Here is a 23,394-nt window from a genome sequence, read left to right as displayed (position 1 = left end):
GCCGTGATCGGAAAAGCCCTTTCGCTCGGTCGCCCCCACCGGACGGACCGGACGCCGTCGCTCCCCGGCGGACGGTGAGGGCAGACGGTAGGGGCAGACGGTGGGGGCGAGCGGTGGGGGCGGCCAGTCACGCGTCCGACGACAGCTCGGGCGCCTCCTCCGCGAGCTGGAACTCCAGCACGACGACGGTCCCGCGGGACTCCTCGCGGGACTCGTCCGAGTCGATCGAGGGGGCCAGGCCCCCGCCGTCCTCGAACCAGACGTTGCCGTTGTACAGGTCCATCATCACCGAGACGAAGTAGAGGCCGAACCCGTGGGCGGTCTGGCTGGTCGCCATCTCGCGCTGGAAGACCTGCGTCTGCATCTCCTCGGAGAGCCCCGGGCCGTCGTCGGCGATCCGGACCTGTACCCACTCGCCCATCGGCTCGGTCGCGACTCGGACCCGCGGCTGGGGGCTGTCGTTGTGTTCGACCGCGTTCGAGAGGACCCCCTCCACTACGTCGGCCACGAGGTCGTTGGCGGCGACGGTCAGGTCGTCGGCCGCGTCGAACTCGACGGCCACGTCGTAGCGCTCGGAGAGCGCGCGGACCTCCTCGTGGAGGACCCGCGAGAGGTCGACCCGTTCGAGGCGCTCGTCCTCGCTGGCGGTCACGGTGTCGTTGACCGCGCGGATCTTCTCGGTCATGTCCGTCAGATCCGAACACCACGTCCGGATCGTCCCCAGTTTCCCGGCGTCCTCGTCGGCCACCCGGGACTGCAGGTGCTGGGCTTGGCCGTCGATGACCAGCATGGCGTTGCGGATGTTGTGCCGGAGGACGCCGTTGAAGAACTCGATCTGCTTGTTGCGTCGCTCGACGGTGACCCGGCTGGCACGCAGTTCCTCCTCGTACTCGACGCGTGTCAGCGCCGTCTCGGTGGTCCGCGCGAGGATCTGTCCCAGCTGTTCGTCGGTCTCGGTGTACCCCTCGCCCTCGTCGGTCCCGATGACGAGGACGCCGTGGTCGCCCAGCGGGAGGAACAGCGCCGACGCCGAGCCGAACGCGTAGGGCCCGATCACGAGGTCGCGCTCCCCCTCGACGGCCGCGAGTTCGCCGCTCTCGAAGGCCGTCCAGAGCGGCCCCGACTCCCGCGCGACCCGGATCGACTCGTCCGGCTCGACGCTGAGTTCCGCCGCCAGCCGGTCGGTGACCGCCTCCGAGACGAGCGCGTCCGTCGCCCCGTCGTACCGGAACAGCGCCGCGTAGGCCTGGTCGTGGACATCGCTGGCGAACCGGACCGCGATGTCGGCGACCTCGGCCGCGGTCCGTGCGCCGATGAACCGCTGGGTGGCCGCCTGCATCGCCGTCAGCTGGTCGAGTCGGCGCTGCTGGTCGGACACGTCCCGCAGGTGGACGAGGCGGCCCTTCGCGACCCCGTACTGGTCCTCGACGGCGGTCACCCCGAGCGAGAACGACGACACCGCCCGGTCGTAGCCCGGCGCGTCGACGGTGACCTGCGCACCGTCGGCCAGCCGCTCTGCGAACCCGTCGGCGACCGCGTCGGCGCGGCGCCCCGAGAGGTCGCCGTCGTCGACGAGGCGCTCGGCGGCCGGGTTGTGGTCTATCACCACGTCGTCGTCGTCGAGGATCACCACCGGGTCGTCGAGCTCCTCGGCGAGCAGGTCCGTCGCGACGGGCGCGACCCCCTGGAAGTCGTATCGGAAGAGGACGAGTCCCGCGACGACCCCGTGGACGGCGAACATCGCCGGTGCGACCGAGATCCCGGGGTGGACACCCCCCGCGACGGAGACCACGACGGTCCCCGCGGTCGGGAACAGCCCCCCGAGGACGAGCGCGCCCGCCTCGGCCCGGTAGACGTTCCGCGAGTCCAGCAGGAAGGCGACGAGGAAGAGGTAGCCGGCGAGTACCAGAGCGTAGGCGACCAGCGAGTACGCCGCGAACGGGAGCGACTCGGCCGATGCGGGCGCGGTGACCCCGTTCTCGGTGACGATCCGGACCGGAGCGAGCGCGACCCCGTGGACCGGAGCGGTCAGCCGGACGAGCGAGTACGCCGTCAGCGGCGTCCACAGCGCGACCAGCCGGCCCGTCGTCAGCCACTCGCGTTGGCCGGCGTAGACGACGGCGAACACCACCCACAGCATCGGGATCTGCGAGGCGACCGCGCCGGCGAGGAGGTGCGCGCCCCTCGCGGCCTCCGCCGACGGCGCCAGCAGGACCACGCCCTGCAGGAGCGCCCAGCCGCCGGCCGCGAGCGACAGCCAGCCGAACGCCCGCGCGCCCGGCTGCTCTCGGCGCCGGTAGGCCACCGCCGCGAGCGCGAGCTCGACGACACCCCCGACAGCCGTCGCGGCGACCACCGCAACGAACGCCTCACTAGCCATCTGACGCGTTCACGAACCCGTAGTTTCAACTTGTCCGTATTATACGTTGGGTCGCATTATCGTTCGGGACAACGCCGGACCGGGCCCCGCGGACCGAGCCACGCGCGTCGGCCCCCGCACTCCGCTACCTTTTTGCCCGCAGTCGAGGAAATCGCACGATATGGTGACGGTGCGGGCGCCGGCGACGAGCGCGAACCTGGGGAGTGGCTTCGACGTGTTCGGTGTGGCCCTGGACAGACCGGCCGACGTGGTCCGGGTCCGGCAGGCCTCCGAGACCACCATCGACGTGACCGGGGCCGGGAGCCAGTTCATCCCCGAGGACCCGGCGGACAACACCGTCGGCGCCGTCGCGGAGGCGCTCGACGCCCCCGCGCACATCGAGATCGACAAGGGCGTCCGTCCCGCCTCGGGCCTGGGCTCCTCGGCCGCCTCCGCCGCGGCCGCCGCGGTCGCGCTCAACGAGCTCTACGACCGCGGGCTCACGCGGAAGGAACTCGTGCCCATCGCCGCGGAAGGCGAGGCCGTCGTCTCCGGCGACGCCCACGACGACAACGTCGCCCCCGCGATCCTCGGCGGGTTCACGATCGCCACCCCCGACGGCATCGCGAAGGTCGACGCCGACATCTCGCTCGTGACCTGTCTCCCGGACATCGTCGTCTCGACGCGCGACGCCCGCGAGGTCGTCCCCGACGGCGCCCGCGTCGCCGACATGGTCGAGACGGTCGGCAACGCCGCGACCCTGACGACGGGCATGCACCGCTCGGACCCCGAACTCGTCGGTCGCGGCATGGAGGACTCGGTCGTCACCCCCGCCCGCGCCGAGCTCATCGACGGGTACGCGGAGGTGCGGCAGGCCGCCTTCGACGCCGGCGCCACCGGCGTCACCATCAGCGGCGCCGGACCGAGCGTCATCGCCGCCTGCTACGAGACCGACCGCCGAGTCATCGCCTCCGCCATGGTCGACGCCTTCGACGAGCGGGGCGTCGAGGCCCGCGTCTACCAGACGGAGATCGGCGAGGGCGCAACCTTCCACTGAGCGACCGCGCGACCGTCGAAACCGCGCGCCTTTGCCAAACTACTTGACCCGAGAGTCACTCTGTACTGATACGCGTGTCTTCTTTCCCATCTCGCCGACAGCGTATCGCTCTCCCATCACCGCGGCCCCGCGACGCGGCCGGTAAACCATGAATCCGAGCCGCGTCGACTCGATCGTCGATCTGTCCTACGGGCTGTTGATCGCGCTGTCGGTGGGGCTCATCGTCGTCGTCGACAACGACATCGGTATCGCGTTCGGATTCGGTGTCCTACTGTCGTATCTCATCCACGTGGTCTGGAAGATGGCCCGCTTCGACCCCGACTGGATGACCACCGCGGTCAAGGAGACGGTCGAGGAGACCGTCGACGAGACCGTCGAGGCCAAAGTCGGCGAGACCGTCGAAGAAACCGTCGAGGAGACTGTCGACGAGACCGTCGGCAGCGCCGTCGACGAAACCGTCGAGAAAACCGTCGAGGAGACGGTCAGCGACACCGTCGAGGAGACTGTCGACGAGACCGTCGAGGCCAAAGTCGGCGAGACCGTCGAAGAAACCGTCGAGGAGACTGTCGGCGACACCGTCGAAGAAACCGTCGGCGACACCGTCGAAGAAACCGTCGGCGACACCGTCGAAGAAACCGTGGAGGCCAAAGTTGGTGAAACGGTCGAGGAGAAAGTCGGCGAGACCGTCGAAGAGACCGTCGAAGAGACCGTCGAGGAAACGGTCGGTGAAACGGTCGAGGAGACCGTCGAAGAGACCGTCGAGGAAACGGTCGAAGAGAAAGTCGGCGAGACCGTCGAAGAGACCGTCGAGGAAACCGTCGAGAAGACGGTCAGCGACACCGTCGAGGAGACGGTCGAAGAGACCCTGGAGGAGCAACTCGAGGCGGCCGAGGGCGACGGCGAGGGATCCGACGCGGAGTCGGAGCGGTCGACCGACGACGGGGAGCGATAATGGTCGAACTCCTGCTCGTCGTCGGCGTCCTCGTCTCGATGTTCGTCGCGTACAACATCGGCGGGTCGACGACGGGGCCGGCGTTCGGTCCGGCCGTCGGCGCGGACGCGATCTCGAAGACGACCGCCGCGGCGCTGATGGGCGTGTTCTTCTTCGTCGGCGCCTGGACCATCGGCCGGAACGTCGTGACGAAGCTCGGGTCGGAGCTGGTCACCGACGCCGGCGTGTTCACGCTGGAGACGTCGATCGTCGTCCTGTTTTTCATCGGCGTCGCGCTGCTGATGGGCAACCTCTTCGGGGTGCCGGCCTCGACCTCGATGACCGCGGTCGGCGCGATCGCGGGGCTCGGGCTCGCGGGCGGGGCGCTAGACCTCGCCGTCATGGGAGAGATCGTCACCTGGTGGGTCGTCTCGCCGATCATCGGCTTCTGGGTCTCGCTCGTCATCGGCCGGTACTTCTACGCGCGGCTCAACCGGCTGGTCGCGATGGAGCGCAGCACCGGCCCGCTGTTCGACGTGGACCGATCGGGGGCGATTCCGGACGTGAGCGTCCACCAGACGACCAACCGCCGGGAACTGGCTGGCGTGGTCACGGTCGTCGCTATCGGCTGTCTGATGGCCTTTAGCTCCGGCACGTCGAACATCGCCAACGCCGTCGCCCCGCTGGTCGGCAGCGACGAACTGGCGATGAACCCGGCGATCATCCTGGGCGGTATCGGCGTCGCCATCGGCGCGTTCACGATCGCTCGACGGACCCTGGAGACGATGGGTAGCGAGATCACCGAGCTGCCGCTGACGGCCGCTATCGTCGTCGCCGCGGTCAGTTCCACCCTGGTCGTCTTCCTCTCGGCGCTGGGGATCCCCGCGAGCTTCGTCATCATCGCGACGATGAGCATCGTCGGCCTGGGGTGGGGCCGGGCGACCCGGCCGATGACCGTCCCCGAGGCCGTCTCCGCCGACGACGCCCCGCCGGTCAGCGTCGACGCGCTGGCCGCGGACGAGCCCGGCGACGAGTTGCCGCCCATCGGCGAGGAGGACTCCGAAGACATCCCGGAACCCGGTGACCTGTTCAACCCCGCGACGACCGCTCGCGTCGTCCTGATGCAGAACGTCGTGCCGGCCATCGCCACCGCCGGCGCGTACCTCACCTTCCGGTTCGTCCCGGTGTTCGGGTTCTGAGCGGCGGTTCTCGGTCGACCACGCGAGCGGTCTACCGGCCGAACCGCCGCTGTCGGTTCTGATAGTCCCGGAGCGCGCGCAGGTAGTCCCGCCGGCGGAAGTCCCGCCAGTTCACGTCGGTGAAGTACAGCTCGGAGTAGACGGACTGCCAGATCATGAAATCGGAGAGCCGCTCGGCGCCGGTCTTGACGACCAGATCCGGTTGGACCGGGAAGACGAGCTCCCCCTCGATCTCGGCCTCGTCGATATCCTCGGGGGCCAGCTCGCCGGCGTCGACCGCTTCGGCGAGGCTCCGGACGGCGGCGGCGAACTCGTGTTTGCCCCCCAGGCCGATCCCGATTTGGATCGGCGCGTCGGCCTGTTCGTCGTCTTCCGGGCCGCGGACGGCGAGCTCGCGGGGGGCGTCCACGTCGGCGAGCTCCCGGCGGATGGTGTCGACGACCTCGGTGTCGAGGACGCTGACGTAGACGACGACGCGCTCGGCGCCGAACTCGAAGGCCCACTCGAAGCAGGTCTCCAGCGTCTCGTAGGCGCCGGCTTCGAGCAGGTCCCGCTCGGTGACGATGACCGCGACCGTCTCGGGGAGGTCGGCGTCGCTGGAGCGCAGGCGGCGGGCGAGATAGCGGTCGTACAGTCCCACGCCCCCGCTTTTCCCGGAGGCGCCCTAAATCTCACGCTCGGCAGCCGTGGCGGCCGCGAGTCGACCGGCAACCGCGGACCGGCGCCGGGCCGACGAGGGCGAACGTGTCACGCCGTCGCCAGGGGGCGAAGTGGTTCGGAAACGGTAAGTAGCTCACCGGGGATACCGGACATAGCGTGACAACGACAGTCCGGCGTGCGGGCGCGTTCGCCCTCGTCGGGACGCTGGCGCTCGCCGTCCCGCCGATCGCCAGCCGAACGAGTCGGGCGCTCGCGACCGTCGCCGCGCCCGGGCCCTTCCTCCTCGTCGCCGCGCTGGCGCTGTACGTCGTCGACGAGGGGGCGGTGTTCGAACTGTTCGCCCGGCCGGGCGACCGCCGCGACGGCCGGCTGTACGGACTCGCCGGCTTCGCGCTGGCCGCCGCGGCGCTGGCGCTCCTGGCCGTGCGGTTCGCTCTCCCCCCGACGGTGTTCGTCGGGACCGTCTTCCTGCTCGCGTGGGGCAACTTCGGCGGCCACCTCGTCCGGACGGTCCGCGACGAGCCGTTCGTCGCGACCGCCGGGTTCGTCCTCGCGGGCTTCCTCGCCGGCAGCGTCGGCCAGTACGCCGCCGCCCGCCTGGTCGGGACCACGGTCGAGTGGCCGCTCGTCGCGTTCCTCGCCGCCAGCGGCGCCCTGCTCGGCGCGCTGTTGCGCGCCGTGCTGTTCGAGCGCGACGACCCGCTCGTGATGGTCTCGATCGGCCTGCTGCTGTGGCTGTTCGCCGACCTGCCGCTGTCGATCGACCCCACGGGCGTCGCGATCGCGCTGGCACTGGCGTTCCTGTTCGGCTACCTCGCCTACGCGCTGGAGACGGCGTCGCTCCCGGGGATGATCACCGGCGTCTTCCTCTGCCTGCAGACGATCGTCCTCGGCGACTTCGGGTGGTTCGTCCTGCTGGTCACCTTCTTCGGCGTCGGCGGCCTCTCGACGAAGTTCCGCTACGAGGAGAAGGAACGCCGCGGCATCGCCGAGGAGAACGAGGGCGCCCGCGGCAGCGGGAACGTCCTCGCCAACTCGCTCGTGGGCCTGCTGGCCGTCCTCGGGTGGTCGGCGAGCCCGACGCTGACCGGCATCCCCGCGGATCTCTTCCTGTTCGCGTTCGCGGGCTCGATCGCCGCCGCGATGAGCGACACCCTCTCCAGCGAGATCGGCGGCGTCTTCGATAACCCGCGGCTGATCACCTCCTTCGAGCGCGTCGAACCGGGGACCGACGGCGCCGTCACCTGGCAGGGCGAGGTGGCCGGCCTCGCCGGCGCCTGTCTCATCGCCGCCATCGCGCTCGGCGCGTTCGGCCGCGTGGACGCGCTGGGCGCCGGCATCGTCGTCTTCGGCGGCGTCGTCGGCATGACCGTCGACAGCCTGCTGGGCGCGACCGTCGAAGGCGTCTTCCTGGAGAACGAGGGCGTCAACTTCTTCGCGACGCTGGCCGCCGGGATCGCCGCCGCCGGCGTCGCCGCCGTCGCGGTCCCGATCGCCGTCCTATGACCGACGGGACTCGCGTCCGCGAGGGTCGGTCCGCCGACCTGGCGGCGCTTCGGGCGATCCAGGCCGCCGTCCTCGCCGAACCCTGGGAGGAACTGCTGACCGTCGCCGCCGACGGGCCACCGCTACTGCTGGTCGCGACGCCCGCGAGTCCCGACGCCGGGGCCGGCGCTGGACCGTCCCCCGTCGGCTACGCGCTCGCGGTCACCGACGGCGACGACGACGCGGGCTACCTCGCCGAACTCGCGGTCGCGCCCGACCGCCAGGGTGAGGGCCACGGGTCGGCGCTGCTGGACGCGCTCGTCGCGCGGCTCCGCGAGTCGGGCGTCGGGAAGCTCCGCGTGACCGTCCGCGAGGTCGACGAGGCGGCCCGGGCGTTCTACCGCGAGCGCGGCTTCGAGCGCCGCGAGCGGCTCCCGGACCGCTACGAGCGCGGGGACGGGTTCCTGCTCGTGCGCGAGCTGGGCGAGTGAGAAGGGGGACGCTCAGACCTCGTCGGCCGTGAGCACGCGCGGCGAGACGGGTTGTTTGACGTACTCGCCCTCCTCGCGGGCGACGACGAGGGCGACGCCCCGCTGGGCGGCCACGTCGAGGACACGCTGTGACAGTTCGCCGTCGAGGACGACCGTCTCCGGGACCGTCTCCGCGGTCTCCAGGAGGTCGAACGTCTCGTCGGCCGGCCCCTCGGCGAGCGTGTCGTACTCCCCGTCGAGGAGTCGGACGGTCCCGGTCGACGCGCCCACGACCGCCTCGACGTGACTGCCGAGCGTCTCCGGTTCGGCCGGACGGTCCCCCGTCTCCTCGGTCTCCGGGTCGGACTCGCCCCCCTCCAATTCGTCCGACTCTCGCTCGTCCGGTTCGGAACCGGTCGGGGCCGCCGGGTCGGTCGCCTCGTCGGCGCTCGCTTCCGCCCCGGACGGGGCTTCGTCGGCTTCGACCTCGGCGACCGGGTCCGCGGTCGCTCGGGGTGACGACTCGGCGACCGGGTCCGCGGTCGCTCGGGGTGACGACTCCGCGACCGCGGCCCCGCCGTCGGAGTCGACCGGTTCGGTCGACCGGCCGGGTTCGACGGGCGTCTCGGGGTCGGTCGTCGCCGAGTCGTCGGGCGGGGAGGGCTGGGCGCTCCCGTCGGTCGCGGCGAGGCCGTGGGCGTCGCTGGCCTCGGCGTCGGCGGCCGAAACCGTCTCGAAGGGCACCTTGTCGCGCAGTGCGTCCATGACGGCGCTCCGCGAGAGGTCCTCGACGGACTGGCCGGTGGGCGCGAGCGCGACGTGGTCCACGTCGCCCACTTGCGACAGCTCCTTCAGGATGAGGTCCCCGCCGCGGTCGCCGTCGAGGAACGCGGTGACGGTCCGATCCTCGGTCAGCTCGGCGACGGCGTCGGGCACGTCCGTCCCCTCGACTGCGATGGCGTTCTTGATGCCGTACTTGAGCAACTGGAGCACGTCGGCGCGGCCCTCGACGACGATGATCGCGTCGCTGTCGGCGACGCGGGGGCCGGCGGGCAGGCCGGCGAACTCGGTGATGTCCTCGACGCGGGCGCTCCGGCGGACCTCGTCGACGAGGTCCTCGCTGGACATGGCGGTCGCGTCGAACTCCGCGAGCAGCTCCTTGGCGCGCTCGACGACGCGCCGGCGCTTGGCCGAGCGCACGTCCTCGATGTCGCGAATCTCGACGTCGGCCGTCGACGGGCCGACGCGCTCGATGCTCTCCAGGGCGGCCGCGAGGATCGCCGTCTCGACGCGGTCGAGCCCGCTTGCGATGGTGACCTCGCCGAAGGAACTCCCGCGCTTGGAGTCGACCTCCACGTCGATGCGGCCGAGCTTTCCCGACTCCTGGAGGTCCCGCAGGTCGAGCTCGTCGCCGAGGAGGCCTTCGGTCTGCCCGAAGACCGCACCGACCACGTCACTCCGCTCGACCACCCCGCTGGTCCTGATGTCCGCGTGGATCAGATACTTGGCTGAATCGTACATTGGTGAACTGCCCCGGTTCGGGGCGTGCTGTGGGTGACGGTGAATCGCCGTCCATGAACGACCTCATGGAACAAGCCGTAACTTGTCACTCGACGACTGTAATATCTGCCGATGCCTCGGATGTCTCCGGGACCCGAACCGACGCAGCTGTCTCCCGCACGTATCGAAGAGAAATCCTCTTCGATGTGTCCCTCCGTAGGCGATCGACGAAAGGTTAAGGAGCGTGTAGCCGAACGGTCGCGTATGAACGAGTCCACGCGGCTGGTCGGCTGGGCGGCGATTGCGGTCGCGCTGGCGGCGCTGTCGGTCCCGTGGTTCCTCTGGGGCGCCGACGGCGTCGTCGCGGGGCTACCGGTGTGGGTAGTCTATCACGTCGGCTGGCTCTGCCTGGTCGCCGTCGTCTTCTGGGTGTTCACCCGGCGGGCGTGGGGTCTCGGCGTCGAAGGGGTGAGCCGCGATGGCTGACACCGCCCTGCAGGTCGGGATCATCGTCGGGTACATGCTCGTCGCGCTGGCCATCGGCGTCGTCGCCTACCGCCTGACCGAGCGGACCGCCGAGGACTACTACCTCGCCTCCCGGACCCTGGGGACCGTCGTCCTCCTCTTCACGACGTTCGCGACGCTGCTGTCGGCCTTTACCTTCTTCGCCGGCCCGAACATCAGCTACGGCGCCGGCCCGGAGTGGATCCTCGTCATGGGGCTGATGGACGGCGTCATCTTCGGGATCCTCTGGTACGTCCTGGGCTACAAGCAGTGGCTCGTCGGGAAGGCGAACGGCTATCTCACGCTCGGGGAGATGCTCGGCGACCGCTTCGGGTCGCTCCGCCTGCGCCTGCTCGTCGCCGGCGTGAGCATCTTCTGGCTGTTCCCCTACGTGATGCTCCAGCAGCAGGGCGCCGGCACGGCCATCGAGGCGCTGACCGGCGGCGCGGTCCCCTACTGGGCCGGCGCGGGCGGGATCACGCTGTTCATGATCGGCTACGTCGCCCTGTCGGGGATGCGCGGCGTCGCCTGGACGGACACCCTCCAGGGCGCGTTCATGCTCGTGATCGTCTGGGCCGCGTTCGCCTGGGTCGCCAGCGCCGTCGGCGGCGTCGGCGCGGCGACCGCCACGCTCGGCGACGTCGACGGGAACTTCCTCGCGCTCGGCGGCGGCACCTACACGCCCGAGTACGTCCTCTCGACGGCCATCTCCATCGCCTTCGGCGTCACGATGTTCCCGCAGGTCAATCAACGGTTCTTCGTCGCCGAGTCGAAGGCCGTCATCAAGCGCACGCTCCCGCTGTGGCCCGTCCTCGTCGTCCTGCTGTTCGTCCCCGCGTTCATGATGGGGTCGTGGGCGCGAGGCCTGGGCGTCCAGGTCGGCGCCAACGAGAACGTCCTCCCCCTCCTCCTCGCCGAGTACACCCCCGCGTGGTTCGCGGCGCTCGTGATCGCGGGCGCGATGGCCGCGATGATGTCCTCCAGCGACTCGATGCTGCTGTCGGGCTCCTCGTATTTCACCCGCGACATCTACCGCCCGCTCGTCGCGGAGGCCACCGAGGAGCGCGAGGCCTTCCTCGGCCGCGTCGGCGTCGCCGTCTTCGCCACCCTCGCGTTCGTCGCCAGCCTGTTCCAGCCGGCGTCGCTGCTGCAGATCGGCGACACCGCATTCGGCGGGTTCGCGCAGCTGGCGCTGCCGGTCGGCGTGGCGCTGTACTGGGCGGATACGACGCGGTGGGGCATGTACGTCGGCATCGGCGGGAGCCAACTGCTGTACCTGTTGAGCGTCTTCACCGACGTCGTTCCCGGGACCGTCCTCGGCGGCTGGTCGTTCTCGGTGGCCGGGATGGTAATCGGGTTGGTGCTGACCGTCAGCGTCTCGCTCGTCACCAGTCACTGCCTCGGCGAGGACGCCTCCGTCTACGCCACCGGCGCGGACTGACGGGGCCGCCCCGGAGAGTCTACGGACTTTATACGCCGCGGGGGCCACCTTCCGAGTATGCAAACGCACATCGTCCCGGTCGGGTTCGACTACGACCGGCTCATCGCGCCGCTGGTGCGCGACAGGCTCGACGTGGACCGCGTCGTCCTGCTGGAGGGCGCGGTCGGCAGCGAGGCCAACGTCGAGTACTCCCGGAACCTCGCCGCCAAACTGGAGAAAGACTACCGCAACCTCCTCGGGGCGACCACCGAGCGCTTCGTCGTCGAGGACGTCTACGACTACGACGAGGCCTTCGAGCAGGCGTTCGAACTCATCAACGCCGAGCTCGACCGCGAAGCCGACGCCAACGTCTGGGTCAACATCTCCGCGATGCCCCGCACCGTCTCCTTCGCCTTCGCCACCGCCGCCCACTCCATCATGGTCGAGCGCGAGGAGGACCGCCAGCGCATCCACACCTACTACACCGTCCCCGAGAAGTACCTCGAAACGGAACTCGCCGAGGAACTCCACCGCGGCATCGACCTCCTCTCGGACCTGGAGGAGAGCGTCGACGACCCCGATCTCGCCGAGCGCGTCGACGAGCGGCTGGCCGCCGCCGAGGAACTGCTCTCGGAGTTCGACGAGCGCGGGACCACCATCGGCGCCAAGGAGTTCGACGGCCAGCACATCCTCGAACTCCCCGTCGCGTCCTTTTCGAACGTCAAGCCCTTCGAGGAACTCATCCTCTTCACGCTCGGCGAGCACGGCGAGTTCGAGTCCGTCTCCGAGCTGGCTCAAGAACTGGCCCGCGAACTCGGCGAGGAGTACACCGACAGCTTCCGCTCGAAGGTCATCTACAACGTCGACCGGCTCGGCCCCGGCGGCAAGGGCTACATCGAACAGGAGGAACAGGGGAAGTCGTATCGGACGCGGCTGTCGCGCATCGGCGAGCTGTGGGTCCGCGCGCACTCGGACGACTGACCGGGCCCCGTCAGTACGATCCAAGCGAGATCGGCCGGCGCGACAAGGGTAAAGGCCGCTGGCGCCCGAGACGAATCCATGACGAGGATCGGACTGATCGGCGCCGGCGGTATCTCGGAGTTACACTTGCCGGCCTACGAGAACCACTCGGAGGAAGCGACACTGGCGGGCGTCTGCGACGTGGACGCGGAGAAAGCCGGAGCAGTCGCCGAGGAGTTCGGCGTCGAGTACTGGACCGACCACGAGACGTTCCTGGCGGAGGCCGATATCGACGCGGTGGACGTCGCGCTGCCCCACCACGTTCACTACCCGGTCGCGAAGGCCGCACTGGAAGCCGGGAAGCACGTCCTGATCGAGAAGCCGCTGGCCCCCCACCTGGCCGACTGCGTCGAACTCGTCGAGCTGGCCGACGAGCGCGACTTGACGCTGCTGGTCGGGCAGATGCAGCGGTATCACCCGCCGTACCGGGCGCTGAAAGAGCGCGTCGACGCGGGCGAACTGGGGGAGATCCGCCACGCCCGCTGTGACGCGCTGGTCAACCAGGCCGACCTGTTCCCGAAGGGCCACTGGCTCTACGACGGCGAGAAGGCCGGCGGCGGGGGCGTCATCGGCTACAGCGTCCACAAGCTCGACCTCCTCCGGTACTACCTCGGCGACGTTGCGCGAGCGGCGGCGTGGACTCGCACCGTCGACGACGCCTTCGAAGACGCCGAGGACTACGCGACGGGCATGCTGGAGTTCGAATCGGGCGCTATCGCCGACTTCTCGGTCGCGCTCTCGGCGCCGGCGATGCCCTACACCGAGTCGTTCTGGCTGCTCGGCGACGACGGCGTGGTCCACACGCTGCCCGACGGGCAGCAAGGGGAGGGCTACGTCGGCTCGCCGACGCCGCGGATCAACACCCGCGACGACCCCGACCACCGGAAAGAGTTCGAGGCAGTCGAGGGCGGCAGTACCGACCTGCCCACCTCGGACGCGTTCGTCAACGAGATCCTGCACTTCGTCGACTGCGTCGACTCGGGCGCGGAGCCGCTGACGAGCGGGCGCGACAACCTCGGGACGATGGCCGCGATTCGAGCGATCTACGAGAGTGCGGCCCGTGACGGCGAGCGCGTGACGACCGACGAGGTGCTCGCGGATGCACGGGAGGCCGCGCGATGACGCTCGAAACCGCCGTCGCGGACGGCGCGGTGTCGGTCACCGCCGACGGGACGCTGCTGGCGCGCTACGACGCCGACCCGGCGGGGAGCAAGCCGGGCTTCGACACGCTGGCGCTGCCGCCCGGCGCGGATACGAAGCCGGGGGAAAACCTCGTCGTCTCCTCGCCCCACGACCATCCCTGGCACTTCGGACTGTTCTTCTGTCAGAAGCTCGTCGACGGGATCAACTGCTGGGAGTCCGAACCCAACGCCGCCGCTGGGAAGCCTCACGGGTTCGCCGAGGCCGGTGAGTTCGAGGTGCGGGAGAGTAACGACGGCGGCGCAGTCCTCGAACAGGACGCGACCTGGCGGACCGAGGCCGGCGAGGAGCTGCTCGGCGACACCCGGACGGTCCGTATCGGCGAACCCGACGACGAGGGGTATCTCCTGACCTGGGAGCAGGAGGTGACCGCGCTGGGGCAGCGGCGCCATCTCTCCAGCGAGACGCTGCACGGCCACTACAGCGGACTGAGCCTGCGGTTCGCCCGGAGCCTGCGCGAGGGGCGCGTGTTGCTTCCCGACGGGCAGAATCCTGGGGAAACGTCCCCGCCGCGGGCGGCGAGCGGTCCCGCGGCGCGGTGGTGTGACTACTCGGGACCGCTGGACGGACGGCCGGGCGCGGCCGCGGTCGGCGAGCCGTGGTCGGCCGGGGTCGCGATGTTCGACCACCCCGACAACGGCGAGGAGCCGGTCAACTGGTTCGTCATGGACGAGCCGTTCGGCTTCCTCGCCGCGAACCCGACCTGGGGCACCGTCGAGACGCTCGAAGCGGGCGAGTCCGAGTCGTGGACGTGGGGCCTGTGGGTCCACTCGGGAACGCCCGACGAGGAGCGCGTGAATCGGGCCTACGAGTCGTTCCTCGATTCGGCGTAGTCGATCCGTCGCGGGTGGCGGTGACCGCCGCGGTCCGCGTCGGGGCTTCGACGGAGCGAGTCGGGTCGACGTGACCATCCGTATCCTTTTGACAGTCGAACGGATTCGATCGGCACGTGACCGGCAGATTCGCCCTCGACATCGAGACGGTCAGTCCGTCGCTCGACCACTACGAGCGACCGCCCGATTTTCAGGACTCCGCGTACTTCGAACTGCTCGCAGTCGTGCTCGGGTACGAGAGCCCCGACGGCGAGCGGGAGACCGAGATGCTGTACCGGGAGACCGGCGACCCCGACGGTGAACTCGACCTCGTCGACCGAACGTGCGAGTGGATCGCTGACCGCCCCGGTGAGGTCTGCCTCACCTACGGCGGGGAACGCTTCGACTTCGTCCATCTCGTCGGCCGTGCCGAAGCCGCGATGAGCGAACGCCCCGAACGAACGGGCCCGTACAAGCGAATCACCACGCTGCTGGAGGAGGATCTGACCCACGACGACATCCAGCCGTCGGCCCAGGCCGAGTTCGGGGAGTACACCAGCCTCGAAGAAGCATGCACCGAGGTCGCCATCGAGACTGCCGACACCCCCTGGGCCGACTACGACCACGGGATCGACCTGGACGAACTGCGGCCGCGGAAGTTCCAGGGGCTCGAAGCAGTGACTAACAAGGATATTCCGGTGTTTGGCGAGCGATATCTGGCGCTCGCGGACGCCGGCGCGACCGAGACCCTCACCTTCCGGTCGCTTCGCGAGCTGCTCGACCACTACGGCCGCGAGGATATCGTCCACCTGTTCGACCTCGCGGACGAGCGACCCTTCGGCGGCTGATCGGAAGTGAACGGGAGGCGCCGACGTGCCGTTCGAACGCGACGCTCCGGTCCGAACGCGTAAGCCGGTCGCTCCCCAACGCCGATCCATGCCTACGGTCCGATACGGCGACCGGGAGGTCGACTGCGAGCGCGGAGCGGTCCTCCGTGACGTGTTGCTCGACGCCGGTATCGTGCCCCACAACGGCGCCGCGACGCGAGCCAACTGCCGCGGACACGGAACCTGCGGCACCTGCGCTGTGGCGGTCGACGGCCCGATCAGCGACCCCACGGCCCGGGAACGCTGGCGCCTCGACTTCCCGCCCCACGATGCCGGGTCCGGGCTCCGACTCGCCTGTCAGACCCGCGTCGAGGGCGATCTGGTCGTCGAGAAGTTCCCCGGCTTCTGGGGGCAACACACCGACGAACGGCCGGTGAGCGAGGGGGACTGACCGGCGCGACCCGGAGTTCGTGTCGACGCGACGGCGTGTCGCGATGACGTAAGAGTTATTTCCGCCCCTCGACCACTCTCTACCGATGACAGGGCCGTTCGACGGAACCGACGCTCGCGCCGCGAACGAGCCCCGGCCGTCCGCAGTAGCGACCGCCGTACGTGTAGGGGCCCCCTAGCCCCGACACACCTCCATTCTGACCGCGTTCGCACCGCTCGACGACTATCCGCCAGACAGACCGATGTACGACACGACACTCACAGCCAGCACGCACCGCCCGATACCCGCCGCGCTCGGGGCACGAGCGCACTCGTCCGCAGGGAGTGAGTCGCGATGAGCGCCGACGGCGACGACGGCACGGGATCGGCCGAGACCGACGACCGCACCGAGGCGGCGCTCCCCGGCGAGTACGACCCCGAGGTGGTCGAGCCCGAGTGGCAGGACCGCTGGGTCGAGGCGGGCACCTACGAGTACGACCCCGACGGGGAGGTCGACCCGAACCTCGTCTACTCCATCGACACGCCGCCGCCGACCGTCTCGGGGAGCCTGCACATGGGCCACCTCTACGCCCACACCCTGCAGGACTTCGCCGCGCGCTACCACCGGATGGCCCGCGGGCACACGTTCTTCCCCTTCGGCTACGACGACAACGGCATCGCCTCCGAGCGACTCACCGAGCAGGAACTGGGCATCCGCCACCAGGACTACACCCGTCGGGAGTTCCAGGAGAAGTGCCGCGAGGTCTGCCAGGACTACGAGTCCGAGTTCACCGACCAGATGCAGTCGCTGGCGATGTCCATCGACTGGACGAACACCTACAAGACCATCGAGCCGCGCGTCCAGCGCATCTCCCAGCTCTCCTTTATCGACCTGTACGAGCAGGGCCGGGAGTACCGCCAGCGCGCCCCGACCATCTGGTGTCCCGACTGCGAGACGGCCATCTCCCAGGTCGAACAGGAGGACCTGGACAAACACACGAAGTTCAACGACATCGACTTCGACCTCATCGAGACCGGTTCGGGCGAGGCCGACGACGACGCCGCCTTCACCATCTCGACGACCCGGCCGGAACTCCTGCCGGCCTGCGTCTCCGTGTTCGTCCACCCCGACGACGAGGACAACGCCGACCTCGTCGGCGGCACCGCGCGGGTCCCCATCTTCGGCCAGGAGGTCCCCATCATCGAGGACGAGCGCGTCGACCTGGAGACCGGCAGCGGCATCGTCATGTGCTGTACCTTCGGCGACCAGACCGACATCGAGTGGTACCAGGCCCACGACCTGCCGCTGCGCATCGCCATCGACGAGTCGGGCACCATGACCGACCTCGCCGGCGACTACGAGGGGATGACCACCGAGGCGGCCCGCGAGGCCATCATCGAGGATCTGGACGACGCGGGCGCGCTCGTCGAGAGCCGCGACCACGACCACACCGTTCAGGTCCACGAGCGCTGCGACACCGAGGTCGAGTACCTCGTCACCGAGCAGTGGTACGTCGAGATGCTCGACCGGACCGACGACTACCTCGCGGCCGGCGAGGAGATGGACTGGTACCCCGAGAAGATGTTCACCCGCTACCAGCACTGGATCGAGGGGCTGGAGTGGGACTGGTGTATCTCCCGCCAACGCGACTCCGGGATTCCGATCCCCGTCTGGTACTGCGACGACTGCGGCGAGACGGTCATGGCCGCGAAGGAAGACCTCCCGGTCGACCCGCTGGCCGACGACCCGCCGGTCGATAGCTGTCCGGAGTGCGGCGGCGACGAGCTTCGCCCCGAGGAGGATGTCTTCGACACCTGGGCCACCTCGTCGCTGACCCCGCTCATCAACGCGGGCTGGGACTGGGACGCGGAGCGCGAGGAGTTCACGATGGAGCGGCCGGAGCTGTACCAGTTCGACCTGCGACCGCAGGGCCACGACATCATCTCGTTCTGGCTGTTCCACACCGTCGTCAAGTGCTACGAGCACACCGGCGAGGTGCCCTTCGAGAGCGTCATGATCAACGGGCACGTCTTGGACGAGAACCGCGAGAAGATGTCCTCCTCGCGGGGCAACGTCGTCCTGCCCGAGGAAGTGATGGCGGAGTACCCCGTCGACGCCATCCGCTTCTGGTCGGCCAGCGCCTCCGTCGGCGACGACTTCCCCTACAAGGAGGGCGACCTCGAAGCCGGCGAGCGCCTGCTCCAGAAGCTCTGGAACGCTTCGCGACTCATCGACCAGCTGACCCCCGAGCCCGACGCGGTCGAGGAGCCCGACGAAGACGATCTGGCCGCCGTCGACCGCTGGATGCTCGCCGAACTCGACGACGCCGTCGAGTCGCTCACCGAGCAGTTCGAGGCCCACGAGTACTCGAAGGCCCGCAACGAACTGCGCTCCTTTTTCTGGAACTCCTTCTGCGACGACTACCTGGAGATCGCGAAACAGCGACTGGACGACGCCGACGGCGGCGCGGACGCACGCTCGACGGAGTACGCGCTCCTGACCGCCCACCGGACGTTCCTGAAGCTGTTCGCACCGTTCCTCCCGCACGTCACCGAGGAACTGTGGCAGCGCCTCTACGCCGAGGGCGGTGCGGAACTGGACTCCGTCCACACCGTCGACTGGCCGGAGACCCGCGGCTACGAGGCGGATCTGGAAGCCGGCGAGACGGCGATGGAAGTCATCGCCGCGCTGCGGCGCTACAAGACCGACAACGGGCTGGCGCTCAACGCCGATCTGGGTCAGGTTCAGGTCTACGGCAACGTCGCCGGCTTCGAGGACGCCGTCGCCGAAGCGATGCACGTCGCGGATCTGGAGACGCTCGACGAGGCGCCCGAGGTCACCACCGAAGTCACCGGCGTCGACCTCGACTACTCGCTGGTCGGCCCCGAGTACGGGAGTCAGGTCGGCGACATCGACGCCGCCATCGAGAGCGGTGAGTTCGAGGAAGTCGACGGCGAGTTGCACGTCGCCGGCGTCGAGCTGGATTCGGAGATGTACGAGATCGAAGAGGCGCGAACGTATTCGGGCGACGGCGAGATGATCGAGACGGAGTCGGCGATCCTGATCGTCGGCTGACGGTCGGGTTTCGCGTTTCTCGTGAGAGACGTGTAATCGAAATTTATTCCGGTTGGTCGACCGTTCCCGAGGTGTCGAGATCTGGTTGCCTCGTAATCACCACCCGCCCTGCGTTTCACATTTCTATCCAAATATAGAACTGCAAGAGGGTGAATGATTTTAACGACCAATGAGAGACCAGAATATCTTGCGGAATGTCGAAGAATTAATGATATTGACGAAATAGGCTAAAGCTATGGTCTGCAAATATCAATTCCCAGACTCTCACCAAAGAGACATTCCCGATGAAATTGAGGGTACACAGTGGAGCTGTGAACATACACCTCATGAATCGTCTGAATATTGTATATTTCATATGTCTCTGGAGAAGAAGTCGGCCAATGGGATTCAGCCGGGCGATATCTATGAAGAGTTAATCAATATAATAAGATCAGAGGACAAAAGAGGATTCGTATTCCTCGGATCAAAACTACCCGAGCTAAGATTCCAGTTCTTTGCTCACAAGATACCGTCAGATCCTTTCCTTAATTTTGACTTTTGCGAGATTGATGGGAAAGTTGAAATCACAGACTCTAATGTACAGAATGAGATCTCATTTCTTGGGGCTGATATTGATGAGGTCGATATTTCGAACGGGCAAATGAATGGGCAAGTAAAATTTTCAAGCGCATCTATAAATAAAATAAAGTGCAAAAACACAGAGTTCGATGATAATTTTAGGATGTTAGATTCCGTTATTCAGGAAAAAGCGATTTTCAACGGATGCGTGTTTCGAAAAAAGGTCCACATGAACCGAACTGAATCTCTCTCGCTTGGATTTTATAATTGCACATTCGGACGATTGACTGTATTAGCAGATATGGAGCTAAGTTCTCTTTCAATTTTAAATTGTACTGGATCGTTACTATCTTGTGTTCAGACAGTTGTGGAAGAGAGACATTCTCAAAGAGAGTCAGAATTTGAGGAAGTAATAATGGAAGATTCAGAATTGCCTGCTCAAAATTCATTTTATGAATGTAAATACGATCGTTTTGATTTCCGGCCAAAATCTATGGGAAAACACGTGGTTGATCTAAGGAAATCTAACATATCTTCTGGAAGACTACCAGAATCAAATGACAATGGCTACTTTGCGTATGTCTGCGATAATGCTACTTTCGGGGATTTAGATCTAGGTAGTTCCTCTCTGTATCCTTTACTCCGTCATTTTCGATTTAATAATACAGAATTTCAGGGGACGAACTTTGCAAAATATCGAGAAGAGCTTTCTAATGATGGTTGGGACCTCCATTCGTTTGTGCTCGATCACTTTAGGACAAAGTCCACAGTGGAGAGTGAATTAGTGAGAGATTCTGAAGAGTTAGAAAGACTAGATGATCTCGATAAATCCTTGATTTATATGAGAGCCAAGAATGCATCTGATGAAATCGGAGATCAAGAGGGAGCGTCTAGATTTCTTATTAATGAGATGAGATGGCTACGTAAACACAAAATTCGTAAAATAAGGAGTTCGAATACAACGAGACATAACAGTGTAGTAGATGTCCTCACAAACTATCTACTTGACACTACATCTAGATATGGTGAGGAACCAATTCGTATCGTAGGATTATCAATTGGGACAATTCTTGGATGCTCCTTTTTGTATCCCCTTCCACGAATCGGTGGAATCTCTCTATCTAATTCCAATAGCGAAATGATTGATTACAGCAGTATTTTGGGTAGCGGGGATCTTCGTCAGGTATTATTAGAACTAGCCGAAGTAATACTAGAATCAGTCTATTTCAGCTCAATAACATTCACTACTTTGGGATACGCTGACTTACAGCCATCAAATTGGTTTAGCAAGGGGCTTGCCTCTTTTGAATCGTTTATTGGCTCCTTCTTGATTGCGCTATTTGTTTATTCACTCGGGAAACAGGCATCTCGATAGAAGATCACTTACTGAGTATTTGCAAGCCTTCTACGTTTATATCCTGTTCCCCAGCTCGGAGTTTCACTATACTTGAAAATCTCAGAGTAGGTATTTTATATCTCATCACAAACTCACCAATGCCGGTCAAGAAGTTATAGACTATAACGCAGGAGGAGAGCCAGCGACTCCGTTGTCCGAACGGATACAACGTTACCCAGAAAACTATAACTGATACTGCCGCAGTAATGCGGAGCTCTGACACGAAAACACCGAGCCAGATATTAATAGGGCGCCCAACGAGAAAACTGAGAGCAAGTATACGCGCGAAGAGGATGTTGACTATATATCAATTATGGAACAGTCGAATTCAGCTTTCTCTCTGGATGGCTAATAGCTAAAAGAAAGTAAATAATAGTCATCTGCTGTGATAACTGACGCTCGTGCTCTCCGCCCGGAATTCGTCCCGGGAGATCTACACCACCGAGAGGGGCAGATCGACCATCTCTCGTCCGTCTTAGCCCCCATCCAGTTCGACCACGCTGAAAATATCACAATCTTCGGTCCGAACGGCGCCGGGAAGACGACGATCGCGAAGTACGTCCTCTCCCAACTGGAGCGCGAGAGTCTCGGCATTCGCTGGGGCTACGTCGACTGCATGGCCGACAATACGACCGCCACGGCGCTCCACACACTCGTGCGCGACCGAAATCTGAGCGACCACCTACGCCGACGCGAACCACGAACCGGCTGACGTTCGACGAACTCCCCGGTTACTGGGCCACCCACGACTCACTCCGAAACGATCGGCTCGCCGCCCTCGACGAAGGGGACGCCGGCCATCGCCGGCCAGTACTCGAAGAGATTGGAAGCGGCGTCCCGACGAACGTCGTCGATATCCTCGCGGGCGAATCGCTCGATCCCGGCCATGCGGACGCGCTCGCCGGTGTTGATCCCGGCGGCGTGGGTGAGCAGGCCGTGCCAGAGGACGACCGTGCCCGCCGACCCCGCGACCTCGTAGGGGTCCCGCTGGTCGTGCAGGCGGCGGTCGTAGTCCCACTCGTCGGGGGCCTCACCGGTCGCCGGGAGCTCCGAGTTGGTCGGCTTCCCGCCGACCGATTCGAGCGCGTGGTCGCCGAAGTACTCGGCGGCGACCCGGTGAGAGCCCGGCCAGACGGTGAAGCCGCCGCCGCGAGGGGGCACGTCGTCGAAGTAGACCGCGGCGCCGAGCTGAAAGGTCGTCACCTCCGGGTTCTCGTCGAAGGCGGCGTAGCCGTCGAGGTGGCCGTCGACGGTCTTCGGCCCGTGGGCCGGGTCGGCGGCGTCACCGTCGGGGAACTCCAGGGCGACCTGCATCCCCGCGCCCGGCGGCGCGAGGACGCCCTCGCCGACGAGGGCCTCGGCGGCCGGGAACAGCGCCTCCGCGATCGCGGTCAGCGGCGCCTGCTCGACGCCCTCCAGCGCCACCTCGTACCCGGCGCCGATCAGGGCCTCGGGGTCGTCCGGGTCGGCGTCCATCGCGTCGACGACCGCGGCGCGAGCGTCGTCGACGAGCCCGGGCGACAGCAGGTCCTCGCGCACGAGAAAGCCGTTGCGCGCGAACGCCCTGCGTTCGGAATCGCTGAACGATACCATACCCCATCCATGGCCGACCCGGGGGTATAGCTTCGGACCGCGGAAGCTCCTTCCCGGAGTTCTCGACGACCGGCCGGTGGGGATACCGGCCTCACGACGCGCCGCGTTTCACCTTCTCGACGCGGGTCGCCAGCGCGAGGAAGGTCGCGACGAGCGTGAGCACGACCGCCCAGGCCGCGGCCAGGTCGTGGGCGGCGACGCTGTGGTCGGGGAGTCCGGCCGCGACGAACGGCTCGGCGCGCAGCCAGGTGTGGTGTGGCCCCTCCAGAATCGGCCAGAAGTAGTCGACCACGTCGTTGAACCCGTACCACGCGAGCGCGACGGCGACCGACCCCACCGAGAACGCGGCGTAGCGGTGGATCAGGAACGCCTCGACGGCCATCGCGAGGTGGCTGAGGATGAGGAACCAGTAGAGCCAGGCGGCGATGCCGCCGGGGCCGTTGAGGACGAGCTGGACGAACGGCGTCCACAGGCCGAGCTTGATACAGCCGAAGAAGGCGAGCATGTGCAGCGGCCCGGCGTCGATATCGAGCTTCCAGGCGACCAGCGAGAGGCCGATGAACAGCGTCGCGACCGGCGAATCGGGGATGAGCGGGTAGGCGGCCAGGGGCGCGGCGCCCAGTTGGCCCCCGAGGAGCGGCGGCGCGAGGTCGACGGGTTGCCCGGCGTAGTACCAGAAACCGAACAGCGTGCCGACGAGGTTGACCAGCGCGATGGGCCACGCGAGTCGGAGACCCAAGTCCTCCAGCCAGTCGGGGAGCGGCGCGACGGAGGCCGGGAGCCCCTCGCCGTCGGGGAGCGGCGCGTCGAAGTAGCGGGCGACGACCTGCTCGACGCGCCGGCCGACACCGTCGGAGGCGGACATGCGGGATGGAACGGCCCCGTCGGGCAAAAACGG

Annotated in this window: 20 protein-coding genes; 15 read left to right on the top strand and 5 right to left on the bottom strand. The window is 66.6% G+C overall.

Going from position 1 to position 23,394, the window contains the following annotated elements; all coding sequences use genetic code 11:
• Positions 1 to 127 precede the first annotated feature (127 nt).
• The gene (locus HZS55_RS13260; RefSeq protein WP_179908138.1) at positions 128 to 2,380 is read right to left on the bottom strand and encodes a sensor histidine kinase; all 2,253 of its coding nucleotides are present in this window, start codon (positions 2,378 to 2,380) and stop codon (positions 128 to 130) included.
• A gap of 160 nt (positions 2,381 to 2,540) precedes the next feature.
• Between HZS55_RS13260 and HZS55_RS13255 the strand changes: the two genes are divergently transcribed.
• The 3 genes from HZS55_RS13255 (at position 2,541) to HZS55_RS13245 (ending at position 5,546) form a co-directional block, all read left to right on the top strand.
• Complete coding sequence (locus HZS55_RS13255) at positions 2,541 to 3,416, top strand: homoserine kinase (protein ID WP_179908137.1); 876 nt, start codon at positions 2,541 to 2,543, stop codon at positions 3,414 to 3,416.
• Positions 3,417 to 3,564: 148 nt separating this feature from the next.
• On the top strand, positions 3,565 to 4,368 hold the full coding sequence (locus HZS55_RS13250; protein ID WP_179908136.1) for a hypothetical protein: 804 nt from the start codon (positions 3,565 to 3,567) through the stop codon (positions 4,366 to 4,368).
• Positions 4,368 to 5,546 carry an inorganic phosphate transporter gene (locus HZS55_RS13245; RefSeq protein WP_179908135.1) on the top strand — a complete coding sequence of 393 codons (1,179 nt, stop codon included), beginning with the start codon at positions 4,368 to 4,370 and terminating at the stop codon, positions 5,544 to 5,546. The genes HZS55_RS13250 and HZS55_RS13245 overlap by 1 nt, the downstream gene beginning before the upstream one ends.
• 31 nt (positions 5,547 to 5,577) lie before the next feature.
• Here HZS55_RS13245 and HZS55_RS13240 read toward each other — a convergent pair whose 3' ends face one another.
• A complete protein-coding gene (locus HZS55_RS13240) occupies positions 5,578 to 6,186 on the bottom strand; it encodes an undecaprenyl diphosphate synthase family protein (RefSeq protein ID WP_179908134.1) in 609 nt (202 codons plus the stop codon).
• A 176-nt stretch (positions 6,187 to 6,362) separates the two neighbouring features.
• On the opposite strand from HZS55_RS13240, the gene HZS55_RS13235 reads away from it, so the two are divergent.
• The gene (locus HZS55_RS13235; protein WP_179908133.1) at positions 6,363 to 7,712 is read left to right on the top strand and encodes a DUF92 domain-containing protein; all 1,350 of its coding nucleotides are present in this window, start codon (positions 6,363 to 6,365) and stop codon (positions 7,710 to 7,712) included.
• Positions 7,709 to 8,182, top strand: a complete 474-nt coding sequence (locus tag HZS55_RS13230; RefSeq protein WP_179908132.1) for a GNAT family N-acetyltransferase — start codon at positions 7,709 to 7,711, stop codon at positions 8,180 to 8,182. Before HZS55_RS13235 ends, HZS55_RS13230 begins: the two co-directional genes overlap by 4 nt.
• 12 nt (positions 8,183 to 8,194) lie before the next feature.
• Here HZS55_RS13230 and dnaG read toward each other — a convergent pair whose 3' ends face one another.
• A complete protein-coding gene (gene dnaG, locus HZS55_RS13225; RefSeq protein ID WP_179908131.1) occupies positions 8,195 to 9,682 on the bottom strand; it encodes a DNA primase DnaG in 1,488 nt (495 codons plus the stop codon).
• A gap of 243 nt (positions 9,683 to 9,925) precedes the next feature.
• On the opposite strand from dnaG, the gene HZS55_RS13220 reads away from it, so the two are divergent.
• The 10 genes from HZS55_RS13220 (at position 9,926) to HZS55_RS13175 (ending at position 21,615) form a co-directional block, all read left to right on the top strand.
• Positions 9,926 to 10,147 (top strand): DUF3311 domain-containing protein, encoded by a 222-nt coding sequence (locus HZS55_RS13220; protein ID WP_179908130.1) that lies wholly within the window; start codon positions 9,926 to 9,928, stop codon positions 10,145 to 10,147.
• Complete coding sequence (locus tag HZS55_RS13215) at positions 10,140 to 11,606, top strand: sodium:solute symporter family protein (protein WP_179908129.1); 1,467 nt, start codon at positions 10,140 to 10,142, stop codon at positions 11,604 to 11,606. Before HZS55_RS13220 ends, HZS55_RS13215 begins: the two co-directional genes overlap by 8 nt.
• Positions 11,607 to 11,663: 57 nt before the next feature.
• Positions 11,664 to 12,566, top strand: a complete 903-nt coding sequence (locus HZS55_RS13210) for an HFX_2341 family transcriptional regulator (protein ID WP_179908128.1) — start codon at positions 11,664 to 11,666, stop codon at positions 12,564 to 12,566.
• Between the two features lie 78 nt (positions 12,567 to 12,644).
• Positions 12,645 to 13,727, top strand: coding sequence for a Gfo/Idh/MocA family protein (locus HZS55_RS13205; protein WP_179908127.1), 1,083 nt, complete (start codon positions 12,645 to 12,647; stop codon positions 13,725 to 13,727).
• Entirely contained in the window at positions 13,724 to 14,638 is a 915-nt protein-coding gene (locus tag HZS55_RS13200; RefSeq protein WP_179908126.1) for a DUF6807 family protein, read from the top strand. Before HZS55_RS13205 ends, HZS55_RS13200 begins: the two co-directional genes overlap by 4 nt.
• A gap of 116 nt (positions 14,639 to 14,754) precedes the next feature.
• Positions 14,755 to 15,465, top strand: coding sequence for a hypothetical protein (locus tag HZS55_RS13195; RefSeq protein WP_179908125.1), 711 nt, complete (start codon positions 14,755 to 14,757; stop codon positions 15,463 to 15,465).
• An 88-nt stretch (positions 15,466 to 15,553) separates the two neighbouring features.
• A complete protein-coding gene (locus HZS55_RS13190) occupies positions 15,554 to 15,895 on the top strand; it encodes a 2Fe-2S iron-sulfur cluster binding domain-containing protein (RefSeq protein ID WP_179908124.1) in 342 nt (113 codons plus the stop codon).
• A gap of 333 nt (positions 15,896 to 16,228) precedes the next feature.
• On the top strand, positions 16,229 to 18,949 hold the full coding sequence (locus HZS55_RS13185; RefSeq protein ID WP_179908123.1) for a valine--tRNA ligase: 2,721 nt from the start codon (positions 16,229 to 16,231) through the stop codon (positions 18,947 to 18,949).
• A 355-nt stretch (positions 18,950 to 19,304) separates the two neighbouring features.
• Positions 19,305 to 20,882 (top strand): potassium channel family protein, encoded by a 1,578-nt coding sequence (locus HZS55_RS13180; RefSeq protein ID WP_179908122.1) that lies wholly within the window; start codon positions 19,305 to 19,307, stop codon positions 20,880 to 20,882.
• Positions 20,883 to 21,288: 406 nt separating this feature from the next.
• Positions 21,289 to 21,615, top strand: coding sequence for an AAA family ATPase (locus tag HZS55_RS13175; RefSeq protein ID WP_179908121.1), 327 nt, complete (start codon positions 21,289 to 21,291; stop codon positions 21,613 to 21,615).
• Between the two features lie 38 nt (positions 21,616 to 21,653).
• On the opposite strand, the gene HZS55_RS13170 is transcribed toward HZS55_RS13175, so the two are convergent.
• Both HZS55_RS13170 and HZS55_RS13165 read right to left on the bottom strand, forming a co-directional pair.
• The gene (locus HZS55_RS13170) at positions 21,654 to 22,496 is read right to left on the bottom strand and encodes a phytanoyl-CoA dioxygenase family protein (protein ID WP_179908120.1); all 843 of its coding nucleotides are present in this window, start codon (positions 22,494 to 22,496) and stop codon (positions 21,654 to 21,656) included.
• A gap of 91 nt (positions 22,497 to 22,587) precedes the next feature.
• A complete protein-coding gene (locus HZS55_RS13165) occupies positions 22,588 to 23,361 on the bottom strand; it encodes a DUF1405 domain-containing protein (protein ID WP_179908119.1) in 774 nt (257 codons plus the stop codon).
• Positions 23,362 to 23,394: the final 33 nt, after the last annotated feature.

This window comes from Halosimplex rubrum, assembly GCF_013415885.1.
GTDB classification, from domain to species: Archaea; Halobacteriota; Halobacteria; order Halobacteriales; family Haloarculaceae; genus Halosimplex; species Halosimplex rubrum.
This window is presented reverse-complemented; position numbering and strand designations above follow the sequence as displayed.